This is a genomic window from Streptomyces sp. NPDC001904 (assembly GCF_040297005.1).
Taxonomy (GTDB): Bacteria; Actinomycetota; Actinomycetes; order Streptomycetales; family Streptomycetaceae; genus Streptomyces.
Genome location: NZ_JBEOYI010000011.1, coordinates 38,844 through 59,370, shown reverse-complemented (window position 1 = coordinate 59,370; position 20,527 = coordinate 38,844). Strand labels below are relative to the sequence as shown.

The 20,527-nt window shown below is 70.3% G+C and carries 19 protein-coding genes and 1 tRNA gene; 19 read left to right on the top strand and 1 reads right to left on the bottom strand.

Going from position 1 to position 20,527, the window contains the following annotated elements; all coding sequences use genetic code 11:
- Nucleotide 1: 1 nt before the first annotated feature.
- From ABT127_RS19595 to ABT127_RS19575, 5 genes are read left to right on the top strand one after another with little or no spacing between them, the layout of a single operon-like run.
- On the top strand, nt 2-247 hold the full coding sequence (locus ABT127_RS19595) for a hypothetical protein (RefSeq protein WP_351451366.1): 246 nt from the start codon (nt 2-4) through the stop codon (nt 245-247).
- A complete protein-coding gene (locus ABT127_RS19590; protein WP_351451363.1) occupies nt 244-1,062 on the top strand; it encodes an adenine nucleotide alpha hydrolase family protein in 819 nt (272 codons plus the stop codon). Before ABT127_RS19595 ends, ABT127_RS19590 begins: the two co-directional genes overlap by 4 nt.
- A complete protein-coding gene (gene repSA, locus ABT127_RS19585; RefSeq protein ID WP_351451360.1) occupies nt 1,059-2,438 on the top strand; it encodes a replication initiator protein RepSA in 1,380 nt (459 codons plus the stop codon). Before ABT127_RS19590 ends, repSA begins: the two co-directional genes overlap by 4 nt.
- 1 nt (nt 2,439) lies before the next feature.
- On the top strand, nt 2,440-2,625 hold the full coding sequence (locus ABT127_RS19580; RefSeq protein ID WP_351451358.1) for a helix-turn-helix transcriptional regulator: 186 nt from the start codon (nt 2,440-2,442) through the stop codon (nt 2,623-2,625).
- The gene (locus ABT127_RS19575) at nt 2,622-3,995 is read left to right on the top strand and encodes a tyrosine-type recombinase/integrase (RefSeq protein ID WP_351451356.1); all 1,374 of its coding nucleotides are present in this window, start codon (nt 2,622-2,624) and stop codon (nt 3,993-3,995) included. Before ABT127_RS19580 ends, ABT127_RS19575 begins: the two co-directional genes overlap by 4 nt.
- A 244-nt stretch (nt 3,996-4,239) precedes the next feature.
- On the opposite strand, the gene ABT127_RS19570 is transcribed toward ABT127_RS19575, so the two are convergent.
- A tRNA-Arg gene (locus ABT127_RS19570) sits at nt 4,240-4,311 on the bottom strand.
- Between the two features lie 172 nt (nt 4,312-4,483).
- On the opposite strand from ABT127_RS19570, the gene ABT127_RS19565 reads away from it, so the two are divergent.
- The 14 genes from ABT127_RS19565 (at nt 4,484) to glyA (ending at nt 20,403) form a co-directional block, all read left to right on the top strand.
- Nucleotides 4,484-4,993, top strand: coding sequence for a response regulator (locus ABT127_RS19565; protein ID WP_351451354.1), 510 nt, complete (start codon nt 4,484-4,486; stop codon nt 4,991-4,993).
- 138 nt (nt 4,994-5,131) lie between these two features.
- Nucleotides 5,132-6,166, top strand: a complete 1,035-nt coding sequence (nrtL, locus tag ABT127_RS19560) for an ArgS-related anticodon-binding protein NrtL (protein ID WP_351451351.1) — start codon at nt 5,132-5,134, stop codon at nt 6,164-6,166.
- Nucleotides 6,167-6,194: 28 nt separating this feature from the next.
- Nucleotides 6,195-7,586: a diaminopimelate decarboxylase gene (lysA, locus tag ABT127_RS19555; protein ID WP_351451349.1), complete on the top strand. Its 1,392-nt coding sequence runs from the start codon at nt 6,195-6,197 to the stop codon at nt 7,584-7,586.
- Between the two features lie 123 nt (nt 7,587-7,709).
- Nucleotides 7,710-9,002 (top strand): homoserine dehydrogenase, encoded by a 1,293-nt coding sequence (locus tag ABT127_RS19550; protein WP_351451346.1) that lies wholly within the window; start codon nt 7,710-7,712, stop codon nt 9,000-9,002.
- A 14-nt stretch (nt 9,003-9,016) separates the two neighbouring features.
- Entirely contained in the window at nt 9,017-10,075 is a 1,059-nt protein-coding gene (thrC, locus tag ABT127_RS19545) for a threonine synthase (protein WP_351451744.1), read from the top strand.
- Between the two features lie 327 nt (nt 10,076-10,402).
- The gene (gene thrB, locus ABT127_RS19540; protein WP_351451344.1) at nt 10,403-11,320 is read left to right on the top strand and encodes a homoserine kinase; all 918 of its coding nucleotides are present in this window, start codon (nt 10,403-10,405) and stop codon (nt 11,318-11,320) included.
- A gap of 396 nt (nt 11,321-11,716) precedes the next feature.
- Nucleotides 11,717-13,738 carry a transcription termination factor Rho gene (gene rho / locus ABT127_RS19535; protein ID WP_351451341.1) on the top strand — a complete coding sequence of 674 codons (2,022 nt, stop codon included), beginning with the start codon at nt 11,717-11,719 and terminating at the stop codon, nt 13,736-13,738.
- A 320-nt stretch (nt 13,739-14,058) separates the two neighbouring features.
- Nucleotides 14,059-15,159, top strand: coding sequence for an LCP family protein (locus ABT127_RS19530; protein ID WP_351451338.1), 1,101 nt, complete (start codon nt 14,059-14,061; stop codon nt 15,157-15,159).
- A 165-nt stretch (nt 15,160-15,324) separates the two neighbouring features.
- On the top strand, nt 15,325-15,546 hold the full coding sequence (rpmE, locus tag ABT127_RS19525) for a 50S ribosomal protein L31 (protein WP_081219441.1): 222 nt from the start codon (nt 15,325-15,327) through the stop codon (nt 15,544-15,546).
- 123 nt (nt 15,547-15,669) lie between these two features.
- Nucleotides 15,670-16,746 carry a peptide chain release factor 1 gene (prfA, locus tag ABT127_RS19520; RefSeq protein WP_351451336.1) on the top strand — a complete coding sequence of 359 codons (1,077 nt, stop codon included), beginning with the start codon at nt 15,670-15,672 and terminating at the stop codon, nt 16,744-16,746.
- Nucleotides 16,747-16,783: 37 nt separating this feature from the next.
- Complete coding sequence (prmC, locus tag ABT127_RS19515; protein WP_351451333.1) at nt 16,784-17,629, top strand: peptide chain release factor N(5)-glutamine methyltransferase; 846 nt, start codon at nt 16,784-16,786, stop codon at nt 17,627-17,629.
- Nucleotides 17,630-17,679: 50 nt separating this feature from the next.
- Nucleotides 17,680-18,327 (top strand): L-threonylcarbamoyladenylate synthase, encoded by a 648-nt coding sequence (locus ABT127_RS19510; RefSeq protein ID WP_351451330.1) that lies wholly within the window; start codon nt 17,680-17,682, stop codon nt 18,325-18,327.
- Nucleotides 18,324-18,995 (top strand): arsenate reductase/protein-tyrosine-phosphatase family protein, encoded by a 672-nt coding sequence (locus tag ABT127_RS19505; protein ID WP_111668293.1) that lies wholly within the window; start codon nt 18,324-18,326, stop codon nt 18,993-18,995. Before ABT127_RS19510 ends, ABT127_RS19505 begins: the two co-directional genes overlap by 4 nt.
- Before the next feature lie 151 nt (nt 18,996-19,146).
- Nucleotides 19,147-20,403 carry a serine hydroxymethyltransferase gene (gene glyA, locus ABT127_RS19500; RefSeq protein WP_351451327.1) on the top strand — a complete coding sequence of 419 codons (1,257 nt, stop codon included), beginning with the start codon at nt 19,147-19,149 and terminating at the stop codon, nt 20,401-20,403.
- Nucleotides 20,404-20,527: the final 124 nt, after the last annotated feature.

The window sequence follows — 20,527 nt, the reverse complement described above, 5'->3', positions numbered from 1 at the left end:
GATGGCTCTGCTGAACTGGAACAACGGTGACCACTACGACCACTCCGGGAACTGCTCCTGCACCCAGTGCGGCAAGCCGACCCCGCTGCGCGCCCACTCCGGTGAACCCGTCCACAAGGTGTGCGCCGAGGACTGGAACGACAACAACCCGAGCGCCCCGCGCCACCAGGAGAACGGCCGCGACTTGGGCACCAGCCGCTACCACTCCGACCCGCCCCGCGAGAGCCGTAAGGGCGGTGCCCGATGACCACCACTCCCGCGCTGCGTACTTTCAGCTTCGGGGGCGGCTGGCAGTCCACCGCCGCCCTCGTCCTGGCCGCTCAGGGGCGTATCGACTTCCGGACCTTCCTGTTCGCCAACGTCGGGCCTGACAGCGAGAACCCGCACACCCTCACCTACGTCGAGCGCTACGCCGCCCCCTACGCCGCAGCCCACGGCCTGGACCTGATCGAGCTGCATCGAGAGGCCAAGGGCACGACGGAGACGATCCGGCAGCGGATCATGACCAGCCGCGGTAGCCGGCAGACCATCCCCGTCTTCCTGACCAACGGCAAGCCGGGCAAGCGCAACTGCACCTACGACTTCAAGATCCTTGTCACCGGCGCCTGGCTCAAGGCACACGGCGCCACCGAGACCAACCGCGCCACGGTCGCCATGGGAATCAGCCTGGATGAGATCGCCCGTGCCAACGCGGGCAAGGCCATGCCGTACGAGGAGCTGGTCTATCCGCTCCTGGAACTCGGCATCCGTCGCACCGACTGCCCGCGCATCATCCGCTCTGCGGGCCTGCCCGTGCCGCCGAAGAGTTCCTGCGACTTCTGCCCCATGCGCAAGATCCCCGAGTGGCAGGCGATGCACCTCGAAGACCCCGAGCGCTTCGAGCGGGCCTGCGAGATTGAGGACACCATCAACACCTTCCTCGCGGCCAAGGGCAAACGGTCGGTCTACCTCACCCGCACCGGCCGCCCGCTGCGCGACTTGTTTAAGGCAGGCACCCAGCTCCCGCTGTTCGACTTCGACACCGATGACGAAGGCTGCGACAACGGGTGGTGCACCACATGACCGACACCGCCACCGTGGCGGGCCTGGACCCGGCCACCCTCGCCGACGTGCTGAGGGTCGCCGGGTCCCCGGGCTTCGACCGCATCCAGGACCAGATCCGCCGTACCGGCGGCTGCTCCGACCCCATCCACCTGACCGGCTCGACCGTCACCCGCGACCGCGCTACCGGACAGGCCCTGTTCTCCTACTCGACCGACACCGAGCCCGGCGGTCGACTCCGCATCGCGTGCGGCAACCGCCGGGCCTCGCGCTGCCCCTCCTGCGCCTGGACCTACGCCGGGGACACCTACCACCTGATCCGCGCCGGACTCGTCGGCGACCCCGACAAGGGCACCCCGCACACCATCCGCGACCACCCCCGCGTCTTCGCCACCCTCACCGCTCCCAGCTTCGGCCCGGTCCACAACCGGCCCGACAACCGGCCCTGCCGCTGCGGCACCCGCCACCCCGAAGACGCGCCCGAGTTGGGCACACCGCTCGACCCCGAGACCTACGACTACGCGGGGGCGGTGCTGTGGAACAACCACGCCTCCGAGCTGTGGCGCTTCTTCACTATCTACCTGCGCCGCGAGGTCGCCGCCCGCGCGGGTCTGACCCAGAAAGCGGCCCGGGAGCAGTCCAAGGTGTCCTTCGGCAAGGTCGCCGAGTACCAAAAGCGCGGCGCCATCCACTTCCATGCCGTGGTCCGCTTCGACGGGCCGGACGGACCTGGCTCCTTGCCTCCGCATTGGGCGAGCGTCGCCCTGCTGACCGACGCGCTCCACGCCGCGGCTGCCCGGGTCCGTGTCGACCTGGACGCCTCCGGCGAGCATCCCGCCCGCGTCTTCTGCTGGGGTGACCGCCTCGACGTGCGCGAGATCAAGGCATTCGGCGACTGCTCCGAAATCACCGAACAGGCCGTGGCCTCCTACGTCGCCAAGTACGCCACCAAAGCAGCCGAGACCACCGGCACCGTCGACCGCCGGATCGGCAACAAGGAGGCCCTGCTCCTCCTCGATGTGCCCGACCACCCCCGGCGCCTGATCGAAGCCTGCCTCGACCTGAACGCCGCCTACCCGGACCGCAAGCTCCGCGACTGGGCCCACATGCTCGGCTTCCGCGGCCACTTCTCCACCAAATCCCGCGCCTACTCCACCACCCTCGGTGCCCTCCGCCAGGTCCGCGCCGACTACCGCGCCACCCAACACCGCGCCTCCCTCGGCCTGCCCGACCCCGACGACATCCCCGAAGAGACCATGCTCACGCTCGCCCACTGGACCTACGCCGGCCACGGTCACACACCAGGGGAGTCCTGGCTCGCCGCCAACATCCGCCGCGACATCGCGCAGAACCGCGAAACCGCCCGCGAAGAGCTGCTTGCACAAGAGGGAGCTTGAGATGAAGGACGAGCTGATGACGGTGCCGCAGATCCTTGCCGATCTCGGTGGGATTTCTCGACGTACCTTCTACCGCTGGCGGGAGCTTGGCCAGGCACCGGAAGCATTCAAGCTCCCTAACGGCGAGCTCAGGGTGTGGCGTAGTGACTTTGACGCCTGGCTGCGTGGTCTGGAGAAGGCTGCGTGAAATCTCTCGACGTGAAGATCTGGGGCGTCCGAAAGCGCCCCACCAAGCGCCCGGCCTACGACGTGCGCTGGTCCGTGGCCGGCAACGTCATGTCCGAGTCGTTCCGGACGAAGGCACTGGCTGATCACTACCGCGCCAAGCTGCTGCGTGCGACGCGCGGCGGCGAGGAGTTCGACGACGTCACGGGGCTGCCGCAGTCGATGGCGGACAGTCGGCCAACCGTGACGTGGTACGCCTTCGCTCTCCGATATCTCGCGCTGAAGTGGCCGCACGCCGCGCCCAACACCCGTGACGGAATCAATGAGTCGCTGACTTCGGTGACGTTAGCGATGCTGGAAGAGCGCCCAGGGCGCCCGACTGAGGCTCTGCTCCGAAAGACTCTGAGGAACTGGGCGTTCGTGCTGCCCGGGCCTGATGACCGGGAGCTCCCGAAGGACGTTGCGAACACGCTGCACTGGGTGTCGAAGGCCTCGCAACCGCTGAACCACCTGGGAGACCCGGTGAGGGCTCGCGCGGTGCTCGATTCGTTCAAACTGCGCCTCGACGGCAAGGCCGCTGCCGCGGAGACCGTACGGCGTAAGCGACGCACGTTCGTGAACGCCTTGCACTACGCCGTTGACCTGGGGGAGTTCAAGGAGAATCCCCTGGCCGCGGTCCGCTGGCAGAAGCCCAAGGTGTCCCGCGAGGTGGATCCGCGGGTGGTGGCCAATCCTCAGCAGGCTCGGGCGCTCCTCTCCGCGGTGTCGTACGTCGGAGGCTACAAGCGGTCCCGCGGCCGGAGACTCGTCGGGCTCTTCGCCTGCATGTACTTCGCCGGCCTGCGTCCCGCCGAGGCGGTTGGGCTCGCTGAACCTGATCTCGTTCTCCCCGAATTCGGTTGGGGCACGATCACCCTGCATCGTACCCGTCCGAGCGTGGGCAGACAGTGGACCGATTCCGGTGAGAGCCACGACGATCGGGGACTCAAGAACCGTCCCGCCGAGGACGTACGCCGCGTCCCGATCCCGCCTCAGCTGGTGGCCGTTCTGTGCGAACACCTCGACACCTTCGGCACGGCTGCGGACGGTCGCCTCTTCTACAGCGAAGGCGGGGGAGTGGTGGCCTCCTCGACGTACTCGCGGGCCTGGCAGGAGGCAAGGGAGCTCGCTCTCCCACCGGCCGCGGTCGCCTCTCCACTGGCACGGCGGCCGTACGATCTGCGGCACTCCGCGCTGTCGACGTGGCTCAACGCCGGGGTAGACCCGACCGAGGTTGCCGAGCGTGCTGGCAACAGTGTTGAGGTCCTCCTGGGCCGCTACGCGAAGTGCCTCGACGGCCGTCAGGAAGTGGCCAACCGGCGCATCGAGGATCTTCTGAGTGAGTACGAGTGACGTGATCGAGCGTCGCTACGCTGGGCCCCTGGACCTGTCCGGGGGCCTTCGTCGTTTCGTCGTGGTCTCGGATTTGTGAGGGCTGACCTGGGGCGATGCTCCAAGATCCTGTCCACGAATAGTCCACAGACTCTGACATAGGGCCGCTCAGGGCGGCCTACGGCTGCACACGCCTGCAAACGCAAGAAGACCCCGCCGTCAGCATCTCTGCTGGTGACGGGGTCTTTAGGCACCTAGTTCAAGGTGCCCCCGGCAGGATTCGAACCTGCGCACACGGCTCCGGAGGCCGTTGCTCTATCCCCTGAGCTACGGGGGCGTGCGCCTCGCAGTGCGTGGCGACGGGTAGAACAGTACCAGCTTGCCCGGGGTCCTCATGAACAGGTTTTCCGAGGTGGCGGAACGGTGCGGGAGGGGGCCCGTGTCCCCTGTACGGGGCGGAAGTGGGGAAAACCCGGACGCGGTGGCCGGTGCGGACCTACTCTCGAGTTGTGCCAGGCGCGTCCGGCCGGGTCCTTGTCGTGGACGACAACAAGGTGATCCGGCAGTTGATCAGGGTCAATCTCGAGCTGGAGGGCTTCGAGGTCGTGACCGCGGCTGATGGTGCCGAATGTCTGGAAGTCGTGCATCAGGTGCAGCCGGACATCGTCACCCTCGACGTGGTCATGCCGCGCCTCGACGGCCTGCGTACCGCCGCCCGGCTCCGCGCCGACGACCGGACTAGCGATCTGCCCATCGTCATCGTGAGCGCCTGCACCCAGTACGAGGTGGAGAACGGGCTGGACGTCGGCGTCGACGCCTTCCTCGCCAAGCCCTTCGAGCCCGGTGAACTGGTCCGTGTGGTGGGCCAGTTGAGTGAGCGGGGGAGAGGGCAGGAGAGGGAGCGCGGCACCCCCGGGCGGGCCGGCGAGAGTGGTGTCGAGGCGGGGGACGAGTCCGAGCCGCCCAAGGAGAGCGGTGACGGTTCGGCGGGGCGCGCCACCCGCACTGCCGACGCCTGAGGTCACCTGGGTCACCTAGGTGACTGAATGCCCGATGCGGTGAGAGCGGTCCTCTGTGCCCACCCATCCCGTCCGCATCGCGGACCATCCGCACAACCGACTCGCCTACCCACCCCCCTCCTCCCCTACGCTTGCCCTGTGACGCCCGCCGACCTCTCCCGCACCGTTCTGCGCGCCGTTCGTCGCGCGGTCGACGACGGTGAGTTCGGTGTGGTTGCCGACAGGGCCGTCGACGAGGCCGTCGCGCGGGTCGTCGTCGAGCGGCCGCGGCCCGGCGGGCACGGGGACTACGCCACGAACGCCGCGTTGCAGATCGCCAAGCCCACCGGCCGGCCCCCGCGCCAGATCGCCGAGGTGCTGTCCCGGCGGCTGAGCGGCAGTCCGGGGATCGCGGCCGTCGACATCACCGGGCCGGGGTTCCTCAATCTCACGCTCGCCGCCGCCGAGCCGGGCCGGGAGCTCGTCGCCGACATTCTTCGGCAGGGGTCGGACTACGGGCACGGGATCGCCCTGCGCGGCGTCCGGCTCGATCTGAGCGTCCCGCGCGAGCTGCGCGCCGAGGTCGTCGCCGACGCCCTCACGCGCACGGCCCGCAGCCAGGGCGCCGAGGTGCATCGGGGAGACGCCACCTCCCTGTCTGGGCTGGAAGCCGTCGCCGTACGCCCGGTCCCTGTACCCGACCCCGACGAGCTCTTCCGGCGCCTCGGCCCCGACGCCGCTCGCTGGGCCCTGCTCCACCCGGCCGCGCACGACCACCCCCGCACCGCCACCGCCGAGGACCGCGCCGCCCTCCTCGCGCAGCGCGAGACGAACCCGCTCTTCCGCGTCCGGTACGCGCACGCCCGCACCCGGGGCCTGACGCGCAACGCCGCCGACCTCGGGTTCGACAGCGCCCCCGGAAGCACCCCGGGCCACGACGAGCTCGTCGGCGCCCTCGCCGAGTACCCCCGGATCCTGCTCTCCGCCGCCCGCCAGCACGCCCCCGACCGCATCGCCCGGCACCTCGTCGTCGTCGCCGACACGCTGCTGCCCGCCCTCGGGGACGTGCTGCCCCTGGGCGGAGAGAAACCCTCGGCCGCCCACCGCGCCCGGCTCGCGCTCGCCGAAGCCGCCGGGACGGTGCTGGCCGGCGGCCTGACCCTGCTCGGCATCGACGCCCCCGCCCACGTATGAGCACCCCGAAGAGAGCGCAACCGCAGCCATGAGCCGTTCCGCACACCCCGCAGGTCCCCGGCACGCCGACGTCCTGCCCGAAGGGCACTACGCGGCCCCGCCCACCGACCTCAACGTCCTCGACCCCAAGGTCTGGTCGCAGACCGTGGCCCGCACCGCCGACGGCGGCACCACCGTCGGCGGCATCGAGGTCGCCCGGCTCGCCGAGGAGTTCGGCACGCCCGCCTACTTCCTCGACGAGACCGACTTCCGCGCCCGCTGCGCCGCCTGGCGCGACGCCTTCGGGCCGGACGCCGACGTGTTCTACGCCGGGAAGGCGTTCCTGAGCCGGGCCGTCGTGCGGTGGCTGCACGAGGAGGGGCTCAACCTCGACGTCTGTTCCGGCGGGGAACTCGCCACCGCGCTCGCCGCGGGCATGCCCGCCGAGCGCATCGCCTTCCACGGCAACAACAAGACGGAAGAGGAGATCGAGCGCGCCGTCACCGCCGGGGTCGGGCGCATCGTCCTCGACTCCTTCCAGGAGATCGTCCGCGTCGCCCACATCGCCGACGGGCTCGGCAAGCGGCAGCGCGTGCAGATCCGGGTGACCGTGGGCGTGGAGGCGCACACTCACGAGTTCATCGCCACCGCGCACGAGGACCAGAAGTTCGGCATCGCGCTGGCCGGGGGACAGGCCGCGGAGGCCGTGCGGCGGGCGCTGAAGCTCGACGGGCTCGAGCTCATCGGCATCCACAGCCACATCGGGTCGCAGATCTTCGACATGGCCGGCTTCGAGGTCGCCGCGCGCCGTGTCGTCGGACTGCTCGCCGAGGTACGCGACGAGCACGGCGTCGAGCTGCCCGAGATCGACCTCGGCGGCGGCCTCGGCATCGCGTACACCAGCGACGACGACCCCCGCGAGCCGCACGAGATCGCCAAGGCGCTCAACGAGATCGTGACGCGGGAGTGCGAGGCCGCCTCCCTGCGGACGCCCCGGATCTCCGTCGAGCCGGGCCGCGCCATCGTCGGGCCGACCGCGTTCACGCTCTACACCGTCGGCACCGTCAAGCCGCTCGACGGACTGCGGACGTACGTGTCCGTCGACGGCGGGATGTCCGACAACATCCGTACCGCGCTCTACGACGCCGAGTACACCGTCGCCCTCGTCTCCCGCCGCTCCGACGCCGAGCCCCTGCTCGTGCGCGTCGTCGGCAAGCACTGCGAGAGCGGCGACATCGTGGTGAAGGACGCCTTCCTGCCGGCCGACATCGCGCCCGGCGACCTCATCGCGGTGCCCGCCACGGGCGCGTACTGCCGCTCCATGGCCAGCAACTACAACCACGCGCTCCGCCCGCCCGTCGTCGCCGTGCGCGACGGTGAGGCCCGGGTGATCGTGCGGCGCGAGACGGAGGAAGATCTCCTGCGTCTCGACGTCGGATAAATGAAATATCTGTCTCATCATCCGGACCGGGGGCAGAATCCCCGGTCCGGTAAGTGAGACTGGACCCACCGTAGGGATGTGGTGCGTAGTGCCATGTCGCAGTAGGAGAGGAAACGAGGTCGGATGATGCGTACGCGTCCGCTGAAGGTGGCGCTGCTGGGCTGTGGGGTCGTCGGCTCAGAGGTGGCGCGCATCATGACGACGCACGCCGACGACCTCGCCGCCCGCATCGGCGCCCCGGTCGAGCTCGCCGGTGTCGCCGTCCGCCGTCCCTCCAAGGTGCGCGAGGGGATCGACCCCGCCCTCGTGACCACGGACGCCACCGCGCTCGTCAAACGCGGCGACATCGACGTGGTCGTCGAAGTCATCGGAGGGATCGAGCCCGCCCGCACCCTCATCACCACCGCCTTCGAGCACGGCGCCTCCGTCGTCTCCGCCAACAAGGCGCTGCTCGCCCAGGACGGCGAGGCCCTGCACGCGGCCGCCGCCGAGCACGGGCGCGACCTGTACTACGAAGCCGCCGTCGCGGGCGCCATCCCGCTGATCCGGCCGCTGCGCGAGTCCCTCGCGGGGGACAAGGTCAATCGCGTCCTGGGGATCGTCAACGGCACCACCAACTTCATCCTCGACAAGATGGACTCGACCGGCGCCGGGTACCAGGAGGCGCTCGACGAGGCCACCGCCCTCGGGTACGCGGAGGCCGACCCGACCGCCGACGTCGAGGGCTTCGACGCCGCCGCCAAGGCCGCCATCCTCGCCGGGATCGCCTTCCACACGCGCGTACGTCTCGACGACGTGTACCGGGAGGGCATGACCGAGGTCACCGCCGCCGACTTCGCGTCCGCGAAGGAAATGGGCTGCACCATCAAGCTGCTCGCCATCTGCGAGCGGGCCGCCGACGGCCAGTCCGTCACCGCCCGCGTGCACCCGGCGATGATCCCGCTGACCCACCCGCTGGCCTCCGTGCGCGGTGCGTACAACGCCGTGTTCGTCGAGGCCGACGCCGCGGGCCAGCTGATGTTCTACGGGCCCGGCGCCGGCGGCTCGCCGACCGCGTCCGCCGTCCTGGGCGACCTCGTCGCCGTCTGCCGCAACCGGCTGGGCGGCGCGACCGGACCCGGCGACTCCGCGTACACGCAGCTGCCCGTCTCCCCGATGGGCGACGTCGTGACGCGGTACCACATCAGCCTCGACGTGGCCGACAAGCCCGGCGTTCTCGCGCAGGTGGCGACGGTCTTCGCCGAGCACGGCGTCTCCATCGACACCGTGCGCCAGTCGGGGAAGGACGGCGAGGCCTCCCTCGTCGTCGTCACCCATCGCGCGGCGGACGCGGCCCTCACCGGGGTCGTGGACGCGCTGCGTCAGCTCGACACCGTGCGCGGTGTCGCCAGCATCATGCGTGTTGAAGGGGAGTAGCAGGGATGACCGGAATGACCCACCAGTGGCGCGGCATCATCGAGGAGTACCGGGACCGGCTCCCGGTGACCGACACCACGCCGGTCGTGACGCTGCGCGAGGGCGGCACGCCGCTCGTGCCCGCGCAGGTCCTCTCCGAGCGCCTCGGCTGCGAGGTCCACCTGAAGGTCGAGGGCGCCAACCCCACCGGCTCCTTCAAGGACCGCGGCATGACCATGGCCATCACCAAGGCCAAGGAGGAGGGCGCGCAGGCCGTCATCTGCGCCTCCACCGGCAACACGTCGGCGTCCGCCGCGGCCTACGCCGTGCGCGCCGGAATGGTCTGCGCCGTCCTGGTGCCCCGCGGCAAGATCGCGCTCGGCAAGATGGGCCAGGCGCTGGTCTACGGCTCGAAGATCCTCCAGGTCGACGGCAACTTCGACGACTGCCTGAACCTGGCCCGCAGCCTCTCCGAGAACTACCCGGTGGCGCTGGTCAACTCCGTCAACCCGTTCCGCATCGAGGGCCAGAAGACGGCCTCGTTCGAGATCGTGGACGCGCTCGGCGACGCGCCCGACATCCACGTCCTCCCGGTCGGCAACGCGGGCAACATCACGGCCTACTGGAAGGGCTACAAGGAGTACGCCGCCGACAGCGTGTCGTCGCGCACCCCGCGCATGTGGGGCTTCCAGGCCTCCGGCTCCGCGCCGATCGTGCGCGGCGAGGTCGTCAAGGACCCGTCCACCATTGCGACCGCGATTCGCATCGGGAACCCCGCCTCGTGGCAGCAGGCCGAGGCCGCGCGCGACGAGTCCGGAGGCTTCATCGACGAGGTGACGGACCGTGAGATCCTGCGCGCCTACAAGCTGTTGGCGTCCCAGGAGGGTGTCTTCGTCGAGCCGGCGTCCGCCGCGTCCGTCGCCGGTCTGCTGAAGGCCGCCGAGCAGGGCAAGGTCGACAAGGGCCAGAGGATCGTCTGCACCGTGACGGGCAACGGCCTGAAGGACCCGGACTGGGCCGTCGCCGGTGCTCCGCAGCCCGTGACCGTCCCGGTCGACGCGGCCGCCGCGGCCGAGCGTCTCGGCCTCGCCTGAGTCCTTATGCGACGCTGACACCTCGTCAACTGGACTTATCCGCATACGGGGTGCACAGGGGGCTTACGACACGCATCGTGCGCCTCCTGTGCGCCCTATGTCGCCACAGAACCTTCCTTCGATAGGCTGTACCGAACCCGCCCACCGCATATGCAGCGGTGCCGCCGCCGTTCCGTCGTTTTCTCTGGTGATTCCGTCGATCGCGGCCCGGGTATCGACGTACGCATCACAAACATCGGAAGTCTCGGAAGTTCTCGAAACCTCGACCGTTCGACTGTGTTCGGCAGTTCTCGAAACATCCCGCAGCTCAAGGAGAGTCATCGAGCGATGGCCGGTCCCGCGTTCCGCGCCGCCGCCGTCAGGGTGCGCGTCCCCGCCACCAGCGCCAATCTCGGTCCGGGCTTCGACAGCCTCGGCCTGTCGCTGGGGCTCTACGACGACGTGGTCGTCAGGGTCGCCGACTCCGGGCTGAACATCGACATTGCCGGTGAGGGCTCCGAGAACCTGCCGCGCGACGAGTCCCATCTGCTCGTACGGGCCCTGCGCACCGCCTTCGACGCGCTCGGCGGACAGCCGCGCGGCCTGGAGATCGTCTGCGCGAACCGCATCCCGCACGGCCGCGGCCTCGGCTCGTCCTCCGCCGCCATCGTCGCGGCCGTCGTCGCCGCGCGCGCCGTGACGATAGGCGGCGACGCCCGGCTCGACGACGCCGCGCTGCTCGAACTCGCCACCGAGATCGAGGGCCACCCGGACAATGTGGCGCCCTGCCTCCTCGGCGGCTTCACCATCGCGTGGATGGAGAGCGGCGCGGGCCGGGCGATCCGCCTGGCCGCCGCGGATTCCATCGTTCCGGTGGTTTTCGTCCCCGGAAAGCCCGTCCTCACCGAGATGGCGCGGGGACTCCTGCCGCGCAGCGTCCCCCATGTGGACGCCGCGGCCAACGCGGGCCGGGCGGCCCTGCTCGTCGAGGCCCTCACCCGGCGCCCCGAGCTGCTGCTGCCGGCCACTGAAGACCGCCTTCACCAGGAGTATCGCGCTCCGGCCATGCCGGAGAGCGCCGCCCTCGTGGAGCGGCTGCGGGCCGACGGTGTCCCCGCAGTGATCTCCGGGGCGGGGCCGACGGTCCTCGCCCTCGTGGAGGACGGCGCGGCCGACAAGGTCGCCCGGCTGGCCGGAGAGGGATGGGCGGCCAATCGCCTGGCCCTCGACGTCGACGGAGCGAGCGTGCTGCCGCTTGGCTCCTGACACACGGTTGCCGGATGAGAGAGGGGGAATGTTTGTTGGATCCGGTAGTGTTAACCTCAAACCTGCACCCGACCCCACCATGGCGAGGTGCTGTGTGTCCCCGTCCGGGACAACCATTCTTCCGGGAGCCTCCCCAGCAATTCATCGCGATGCCGTCGCCTGTCGACAGCTCGCGCTGAACGTTGCCGAGCTTGCTCCGGAACCGGCGTGACCGAGCCGCGTGACACGGAAATTCAGTGCACCCGCGGAATCCGGAATCGCCGCCACCAATGAATTCTTCCGCCTCATCGGCGGACAACCGCCCCGGCACGGTCCGTACCGAGAGGACCACCGCCGGACAGCACAACCGGTCGCCGAGCCAGACAGGCCGACGTCCGCTCCAGGGAAGGACCCTTCGTGAGCGACACCACCGATCTGATGGGCGTGACTGCCGACAGCTCTGCTGCCGCGCCCGCAGCGTCTGCAGGGGACACCTCTGCTACGCCTGCCCGGCGGCGCCGCGGTACCGGCCTCGACGGCATGGTGCTGGCCGAGCTGCAGCAGGTCGCATCGGGCCTCGGTATCAGGGGGACTGCGCGGATGCGCAAGAGCCAGCTGATCGAGGTCATCAAGGAGGCTCAGGCCGGCGGCGGTGCCCCGGCGAAGAGCGCCGACACCGCCGAGGCCAAGCCGAAGCGCCGGGCCACCTCGAAGGCCCGTACCGGCGACGAGTCCGCGGTCGACGCCAAGGCGGACAAGGCCGACTCCGGCGCCGCCAAGGCCGAGAAGGCCGAGTCGGGCGCTGTCAAGGCGAAGAAGGCCGTCGCCCAGCAGCAGATCGACATCCCGGGCCAGGGCGCCGGGGACGAGCAGCCCGCCGGTGAGCGCCGGCGTCGCCGCGCGACCGCCGAGGCGGGCAGCCCGGAGACCGTCACCGCCGAGGCCAAGGCCGAGTCCAAGCAGGACGGCGGCCAGGGTGGCGACAACGGCCAGGACAACGGCGGCAACGAGGGCCGGCGCGAGCGCCGCGACCGTCGGGACCGCGGTGGCCGCGACCGTGACCGCCGTGGCGGCAAGGGCGACGGCGGCCAGGACGGCGGCGGCAGCAAGGACCAGGGCCAGGGCGGCGGCAACCGTCAGCAGCAGGGCGGCCGCCAGGACCGCAACAACGGTCCGCAGGACGACTTCGACGACGAGGCGGGCGGCCGTCGTGGCCGCCGCGGGCGTTACCGCGACCGCCGTGGCCGTCGCGGCCGCGACGAGGGCTTCGGCAACGAGCCGCAGGTGTCCGACGACGACGTGCTGATCCCCGTCGCCGGCATCCTCGACATCCTCGACAACTACGCCTTCATCCGTACGTCGGGCTACCTCCCCGGTCCCAACGACGTCTACGTCTCGCTGGCCCAGGTCCGCAAGAACGGCCTGCGCAAGGGTGACCACGTCACCGGTGCCGTGCGCCAGCCCAAGGAGGGCGAGCGCCGCGAGAAGTTCAACGCGCTGGTCCGCCTCGACTCGGCGAACGGCATGGGGGCCGAATCCGGCCGCGGGCGCCCGGAGTTCAACAAGCTGACGCCGCTGTACCCGCAGGACCGGCTCCGCCTGGAGACCGACCCGGGCGTGCTGACGACCCGGATCATCGACCTCGTCGCGCCGATCGGCAAGGGCCAGCGCGGTCTGATCGTGGCCCCGCCGAAGACCGGCAAGACCATGATCATGCAGGCGATCGCCAACGCGATCACGCACAACAACCCCGAGTGCCACCTGATGGTCGTCCTGGTCGACGAGCGTCCGGAAGAGGTCACCGACATGCAGCGGTCGGTCAAGGGCGAGGTCATCTCCTCGACCTTCGACCGTCCGGCCGAGGACCACACGACCGTCGCCGAGCTGGCCATCGAGCGCGCCAAGCGTCTCGTGGAGCTGGGTCACGACGTCGTCGTGCTGCTCGACTCGATCACCCGTCTGGGCCGCGCGTACAACCTCGCCGCCCCGGCCTCCGGCCGCATCCTGTCCGGTGGTGTCGACTCGACGGCCCTGTACCCCCCGAAGCGCTTCTTCGGCGCCGCGCGCAACATCGAGGACGGCGGCTCGCTGACCATCCTCGCCACCGCGCTCGTCGACACCGGATCCCGCATGGACGAGGTGATCTTCGAGGAGTTCAAGGGCACGGGCAACGCCGAGCTCAAGCTCGACCGCAAGCTCGCCGACAAGCGCATCTTCCCGGCGGTGGACGTCGACGCGTCCGGTACCCGTAAGGAAGAGATCCTGCTCGGCAGCGACGAGCTCGCCATCACCTGGAAGCTGCGCCGCGTGCTGCACGCGCTCGACCAGCAGCAGGCGATCGAGCTGCTCCTCGACAAGATGAAGCAGACGAAGTCCAACGCGGAGTTCCTGCTCCAGATCCAGAAGACGACGCCGACGCCGGGCAACGGCAACGACTGACGCTCCGCCGAGCTGGATCATCAGGGCTGAGCCCCGCCGCACACCGCGGCGGGGCTCAGCTCTTTTCGCGTACGCGCCGTCGGTGCGGGTGCCCGTCGCCGGAGACCTTCACCACATGCATAAGAATTCGTGCCCTTTGTGAAGCATGTAGTGAGCATCGACAAAAGCGCAGGTGGGAGGGGTTAGGGACCTTAGTCCCGTTACGCTCCGTACAGATGGGTACCCGCTGTGAACACACTTCGCTGTGCAACCCTTCTTGGCGATTCGCCGTCACACCAGGTGAGGGCCACAGTGGAGCTGACAGACCCAGCGAGGAACACATGCCGGACCGTGACAGCAAGCCCGGGCGCCGACGCGCCAAGGGCCGCCGCCGAAAGCCGCGCGGCGCCCGCAGCAAGGCGCTGCGCATCGCGGCGTGGAGCGCCGCGGGCGTCGTCGTGCTCGGCGGCACCGGTCTCGGGTACGTCTACTTCAAGCTCGACGGCAACATCAAGAGCGTCGACATCAACGCGGCGCTCGGCACCGACCGCCCGCAGAACGTGGACAACGGCTCGCAGGACATCCTCGTCCTCGGCTCCGACAGCCGCGCCGGGGCCAACAAGAAGGCAGGCGGCGGTCAGGACGACGGCTCGGCCCGCTCCGACACCGCGATGATCGTCCACATCTACAAGGGCCACAAGAAGGCCAGCGTGGTCTCCATACCCAGGGACACGCTCATCGACCGGCCCGAGTGCACCGACGGCAACGGCACGGTGCACCAGGCCGCCTCGCAGGTCATGTTCAACTCCGCCTACTCGACCGGCGGCGCGGCCTGCGCCGTCAAGACCGCCGAGTCGGTGACCGGAATCCGCATGGACCACTACGTCGAGGTCGACTTCAGCGGCTTCGAGCAGCTCATCGACGACCTGGGCGGTGTCGAGGTCACCACCACCAAGGCGATCGACGACCCCGACAGCCACCTCACGCTCGACGCGGGCACCCACACCCTCGACGGCAAGCAGGCCCTCGGCCTCGTCCGCACCCGGCACGGCGTCGGCGACGGCAGCGACCTGGGCCGCATCCAGCTCCAGCAGGCGTTCATGAAGGCCCTGATGGACCAGATGAAGAGCGTCGGCGTCTTCACCAGCCCCAAGAAGCTGTACGACCTCGCCGACACCGCCACCAAGTCCGTGACCACGGACTCGGACCTGGCCTCGGTGAAGGACCTGGCCTCGTTCGCGAACGGGCTCAAGGGCATCGGCTCGAACGACATGAACATGGTCACGCTGCCGGTCCAGTACGACACCAACGACGCCAACCGCGTCCTCGTCGACACGGCCAAGGCCGACCAGGTCTGGAAGGCGCTCAAGGCCGACCGCGCCATCCCGAAGTCCGCCCGCGAGGGCACCGCCACCGGCCAGGCCGACGGCGTCGTGAAGTAGTCCGCGAGCGGCCGCACGACCCCGCCGGGGCGCCCGGGAATACTTCCGGCCCCACCCCGGTTTTGGGGGATGCGGCCAGTGCTGGCAGACTGGTACGTCGGCTCCGGTTCACGCTCCCGCAATCCGCGGCTGCGACCCGGCGCCCTCCCGAACCTAGGAGACACCTTGAAGCGCGACATCCACCCCGAGTACGTCGAGACGCAGGTCAGCTGCACCTGTGGCGCGTCGTTCACCACGCGGAGCACCATCGACTCCGGCACCATCCGTGCCGAGGTCTGCTCCGAGTGCCACCCGTTCTACACGGGCAAGCAGAAGATCCTCGACACCGGTGGCCGTGTGGCCCGCTTCGAGGCCCGCTTCGGCAAGGCTGCCGCTGCCAACAAGTAGCGAGGCTCCAGCGCCGGTCTCCGGTGCCCCGGTATTCCGCGGGGGCACCGGGACCGGCGCTTTGCGGTGCAGCCCCCCTTTCATTCGGAAAAACACAGCACCCCGTACCAGCAGGAGCCGGAGATGTTCGAGGCCGTCGAGGACCTGATCGGTGAGCACGCCGATCTGGAGAAGAAGCTCGCGGACCCGTCGGTCCACGCCGACCAGGCCAACGCGCGCAAGCTGAACAAGCGCTACGCCGAGCTCACCCCGATCGTCGCGACGTACCGCTCCTGGAAGCAGACCGGGGACGACATCGAGACGGCCCGGGAGTTCGCCGCCGACGACCCGGACTTCGCGGCCGAGGTCAAGGAGCTGGAGAAGTCGCGCGAGGAGATCACCGAGAAGCTGCGGCTTCTGCTGGTGCCCCGCGACCCCTCCGACGACAAGGACGTCATCCTCGAGGTCAAGGCGGGCGCGGGCGGCGACGAGTCGGCGCTGTTCGCCGGCGACCTGCTGCGCATGTACCTGCGGTACGCGGAGCGCGTCGGCTGGAAGACCGAGATCATCGACGCCACCGAGTCCGAGCTGGGCGGCTACAAGGACGTCCAGGTCGCCGTGAAGACCAAGGGCGGCAACGGCGCGACCGAGCCCGGCCAGGGCGTCTGGGCCCGCCTGAAGTACGAGGGCGGTGTGCACCGCGTGCAGCGCGTGCCGTCGACCGAGTCGCAGGGCCGCATCCACACCTCCGCCGCCGGCGTGCTCGTCACGCCCGAGGCCGAGGAGGTCGACGTCGAGATCCACGCGAACGATCTGCGCATCGACGTGTACCGCTCGTCGGGCCCCGGCGGCCAGTCCGTCAACACGACGGACTCCGCCGTCCGCATCACGCACATCCCCACCGGCGTCGTCGCCTCCTGCCAGAACGAGAAGAGCCAGCTGCAGAACAAGGAGCAGGCGATGCGTATCCTGCGCTCCAGGCTCCTCGCAGCGGCGCAGGAGGAAGCGGAGAAGGAAGCCGCCGACGCCCGCCGCAGCCAGGTCCGCACCGTCGACCGCTCCGAGAAGATCCGTACGTACAACTTCCCGGAGAACCGCATCTCGGACCACCGCGTGGGCTTCAAGGCCTACAACCTGGACCAGGTGCTCGACGGTGACCTCGACGCCGTCATCCAGGCGTGCGTCGATGCGGACTCGGCCGCCAAGCTCGCCGCCGCGTAACTCCCGTACGTCCACAGCTCAGCCCCGGAGGACCAGCGTGAACCTGCTGCTCGCGGAAGTGGCCCAGGCCACTCGGCGGCTGGCCGACGCCGGCGTGCCCTCGCCGCGCAACGACGCGGAGGAGCTCGCCGCGTTCGTGCACGGCGTCAAGCGGGGTGAGCTGCACACCGTCAAGGACAGCGACTTCGACGCCCGGTACTGGGAGGTCACCGCCCGCCGCGAGGCGCGCGAACCGCTCCAGCACATCACCGGGCTCGCCTACTTCCGCTACCTGGAGCTCCAGGTCGGGCCCGGCGTCTTCGTGCCGCGCCCCGAGACGGAGTCGGTCGTCGGGTGGGCCATAGACGCCGTGCGCGCGATGGACGTCGTCGAGCCGCTGATCGTCGATCTGTGCACCGGCTCCGGCGCCATCGCCCTGGCGCTCGCCCAGGAGGTGCCGCGCTCGCGCGTGCACGCCGTGGAGCTGTCCGAGGACGCCCTCACATGGACGCGGAAGAACGTCGAGGGGTCCAGGGTCGACCTGCGTCAGGGAGACGCTCTGACGGCCTTCCCGGACCTCGACGGCCAGGTCGACCTCGTCGTCTCCAACCCGCCCTACATCCCGCTCACCGAGTGGGAGTACGTGGCGCCCGAGGCCCGTGACTACGACCCCGACCTCGCGCTGTTCTCCGGCGAGGACGGCCTCACGCTGATCCGCGGCATCGAGCGCACCGCGCACCGGCTGCTGCGCCCCGGCGGCGTCGTCGTCATCGAGCACGCCGACACCCAGGGCGGCCAGGTGCCGTGGATCTTCACCGAGGAGCGGGGCTGGGCGGATGCCGCGGACCACCCGGACCTCAACAACCGGCCGCGGTTCGCGACCGCCCGCAAGGCGATGCCGTGACCGATCACCTTTACGCAGACGAGCAGTACGCAGAGCTGGAGGCCCGCTAAATGGCACGGCGTTACGACACCAACGACGCGACCGACCGCATCACCGGTCTGCGCGAAGCCGCGTCCGCCGTTCGCCGCGGCGAGCTGGTCGTCCTCCCCACCGACACCGTCTACGGCATCGGCGCCGACGCGTTCTCGCCCGATTCGGTCGGTGACCTGCTGGAGGCCAAGGGCCGCGGCCGCAACATGCCGACCCCGGTGGTCATCCCGTCCCCGAACACGCTGCACGGCCTCGTCACGGACTTCTCCGAGCTGGCCTGGGAGCTGGTCGACGCCTTCTGGCCGGGCGGGCTCACCCTCGTCGCCAAGCACCAGCCGTCGCTCCAGTGGGACCTCGGCGAGACCCGGGGCACCGTCGCGGTGCGCATGCCGCTGCACCCGGTCGCCATCGAGCTGCTCACCGAGGTCGGCCCGCTGGCCCTGTCCTCGGCGAACCTGACCGGACACCCCTCGCCCGAGACCTGCGACGCCGCGCAGGACATGCTCGGCGACTCCGTCTCCGTCTACCTCGACGGCGGCCCGACCCCCGGCAACATCCCGTCCTCCATCGTCGACGTGACCGGTCCCGTGCCGGTCCTGCTGCGTGCGGGCGCGCTCAGCGCCGACGAGCTGCGCAAGGTGGTACCCGACCTCGAGGTGGCGAATTGACAGCCCCTGAGACGGGGCGTGGCATAGGCACCGAGTCCATCCCGTACGGGGAGCCTCTGGTGCTCCCCGGCGACTCCTTCCGCATCCTCCACGTCAGCACCGGCAACGTCTGCCGCTCGCCGATCACCGAGCGGCTGACCCGGCATGCCCTCGCGGCCCGGCTCGGCGAGCGGGTGGCCGGCGGGCTCATCGTGGAGAGCGCGGGAACCTGGGGCCACGAGGGTGCCCCCATGGAGGCCAACGCCGAGGCGGTCCTGGCGGACTTCGGCGCCGACGCCTCCGGCTTCGTCGGGCGCGAGCTCCTCGACGACCACGTCATAAGGGCCGACCTGGTGCTGACCGCGACCCGCGATCACCGCGCACAGGTCATCTCCATGGGGCACAGCGCGGGCCTGCGCACCTTCACGCTGAAGGAGTTCACACGGCTCGTACGGGCCATAGACCCGGCGACCCTGCCCGATCCGGTCGAGGCCGGTGTCGTCGAGCGCGCACGGTCCCTGGTGCGGGCCGCGGCCGCTCTACGCGGGTGGCTTCTCGCGCCGAGCGTCGAGGCCGACGAGGTGTACGACCCGTACGGGGCGCCGCTGCCCTTCTTCCAGTCGGTCGGCTCGGAGATCAGCGAGGCGCTGGATCCGGTGGTGTCGGCCCTGACGGGTGTGCCCAAGTAGCTGCTCCGCGGGGTCGAGTCGCGGCTGTCCCACGGAGGTGGCTGGTCGCGCCCACGCGGCGGAGCCGCACATCGACGCTTCCCCGCGCCCCTTTCGGGGCTCGGATCTAGGCTGTTAGACACACAGCCCTCCGCGAGGCACGGAGCCGAACATGCCGGTGATCAGCGAAACCGCCGCGCTCGACGCCCTGCGCCGCCAGGACCCCGAGCTCGCCGAGGTCATCCTCGGTGAGGCCGAGCGGCAGGCGGACGGGCTGCAGCTGATCGCCGCCGAGAACTTCACCTCGCCCGCCGTCCTGGCCGCGCTCGGTTCACCCCTCGCCAACAAGTACGCGGAGGGCTATCCCGGCGCCCGCCACCACGGCGGCTGCGAGATCGTCGACGTGGCCGAGCGGATGGCCGTGGAGCGCGCCAAGGCCCTCTTCGGGGCCGCGCACGTCAACGTGCAGGCACATTCCGGCTCCTCGGCCGTGCTGGCCGCCTACGCGGCCCTGCTGCGCCCCGGGGACACCGTCCTGGCGATGGGCCTGCCCTCCGGCGGTCACCTCACCCACGGCTCACCGGTCAACTTCTCGGGCCGATGGTTCGACTTCGTGCCCTACGGCGTCGATCCGGCGACCGGGCTCGTCGACCTCGACGAGGTCCGCGCGCTGGCCCGCGCCCACCGCCCCAAGGCGATCGTCTGCGGCTCGATCTCCTATCCGCGGCACCTCGACTACGCGGCCTTCCGGGACATCGCCGACGACGTGGGCGCCCACCTCATCGCGGACGCCGCGCACCCCATCGGGCTCGTCGCCGGGGGAGCGGCCCCGAACCCGGTCCCGTACGCCGACATCGTCTGCGCCACCACGCACAAGGTGCTGCGCGGCCCGCGCGGCGGCATGCTGCTGTGCGGCGCCGAGCTGGCGGACCGGGTGGACCGGGCGGTCTTCCCGTTCACGCAGGGCGGCGCCCAGATGCACACGATCGCGGCCAAGGCCGTCGCGTTCGGGGAGGCGGCGACACCCGCCTTCACGGGGTACGCGCACCAGGTCGTCGCCAATGCCCGGGTGCTGGCCGCGGCCCTGGAGGCGGAGGGCTTCGCCGTCACCACGGGCGGCACCGACACCCATCTGGTCACCGTCGACCCCGCTCCGCCCGGCGACGGCATCGGCGTCGACGGACGCACGGCGCGCGGCCGGCTGGCCTCGGCGGGCATCGTCCTGGACACCTGCGCCCTGCCGTACGGCGAGGGCCGCGGTCTGCGCCTCGGCACCGCGGCCGTGACCACCCAGGGGATGGGCGAGACGGAGATGGCCCGGATCGCGGTGCTCCTCTCGGGTGTCGTGCGCGACGCCTTCGACGGACGCGCCGTGCGCGAGGAGGTCCGCGAACTGGTCCGGAGATTTCCCCCGTATCCGGGCGGATGAGGGGTAGACGCACGGGCGGAGCAGCGGCAGTGCGGGCCGGAACCGTCACTCGTGCAACCATCGTCGCTACCCGTAAGTCCCCGACCCCAAGCACACGAAGCTAGGGTGTGGGGCTGAGATGGCC

Coding starts and splice junctions, on each gene's coding strand:
- ABT127_RS19595 (WP_351451366.1), top strand. CDS start 2: ATGGCTCTGCTGAACTGGAACAACGGTGACCACTACGACCACTCCGGG.
- ABT127_RS19590 (WP_351451363.1), top strand. CDS start 244: ATGACCACCACTCCCGCGCTGCGTACTTTCAGCTTCGGGGGCGGCTGG.
- repSA (WP_351451360.1), top strand. CDS start 1,059: ATGACCGACACCGCCACCGTGGCGGGCCTGGACCCGGCCACCCTCGCC.
- ABT127_RS19580 (WP_351451358.1), top strand. CDS start 2,440: ATGAAGGACGAGCTGATGACGGTGCCGCAGATCCTTGCCGATCTCGGT.
- lysA (WP_351451349.1), top strand. CDS start 6,195: ATGAGCCGTTCCGCACACCCCGCAGGTCCCCGGCACGCCGACGTCCTG.
- ABT127_RS19550 (WP_351451346.1), top strand. CDS start 7,710: ATGATGCGTACGCGTCCGCTGAAGGTGGCGCTGCTGGGCTGTGGGGTC.
- thrC (WP_351451744.1), top strand. CDS start 9,017: ATGACCCACCAGTGGCGCGGCATCATCGAGGAGTACCGGGACCGGCTC.
- thrB (WP_351451344.1), top strand. CDS start 10,403: ATGGCCGGTCCCGCGTTCCGCGCCGCCGCCGTCAGGGTGCGCGTCCCC.
- ABT127_RS19530 (WP_351451338.1), top strand. CDS start 14,059: ATGCCGGACCGTGACAGCAAGCCCGGGCGCCGACGCGCCAAGGGCCGC.
- prfA (WP_351451336.1), top strand. CDS start 15,670: ATGTTCGAGGCCGTCGAGGACCTGATCGGTGAGCACGCCGATCTGGAG.
- ABT127_RS19510 (WP_351451330.1), top strand. CDS start 17,680: ATGGCACGGCGTTACGACACCAACGACGCGACCGACCGCATCACCGGT.
- glyA (WP_351451327.1), top strand. CDS start 19,147: ATGCCGGTGATCAGCGAAACCGCCGCGCTCGACGCCCTGCGCCGCCAG.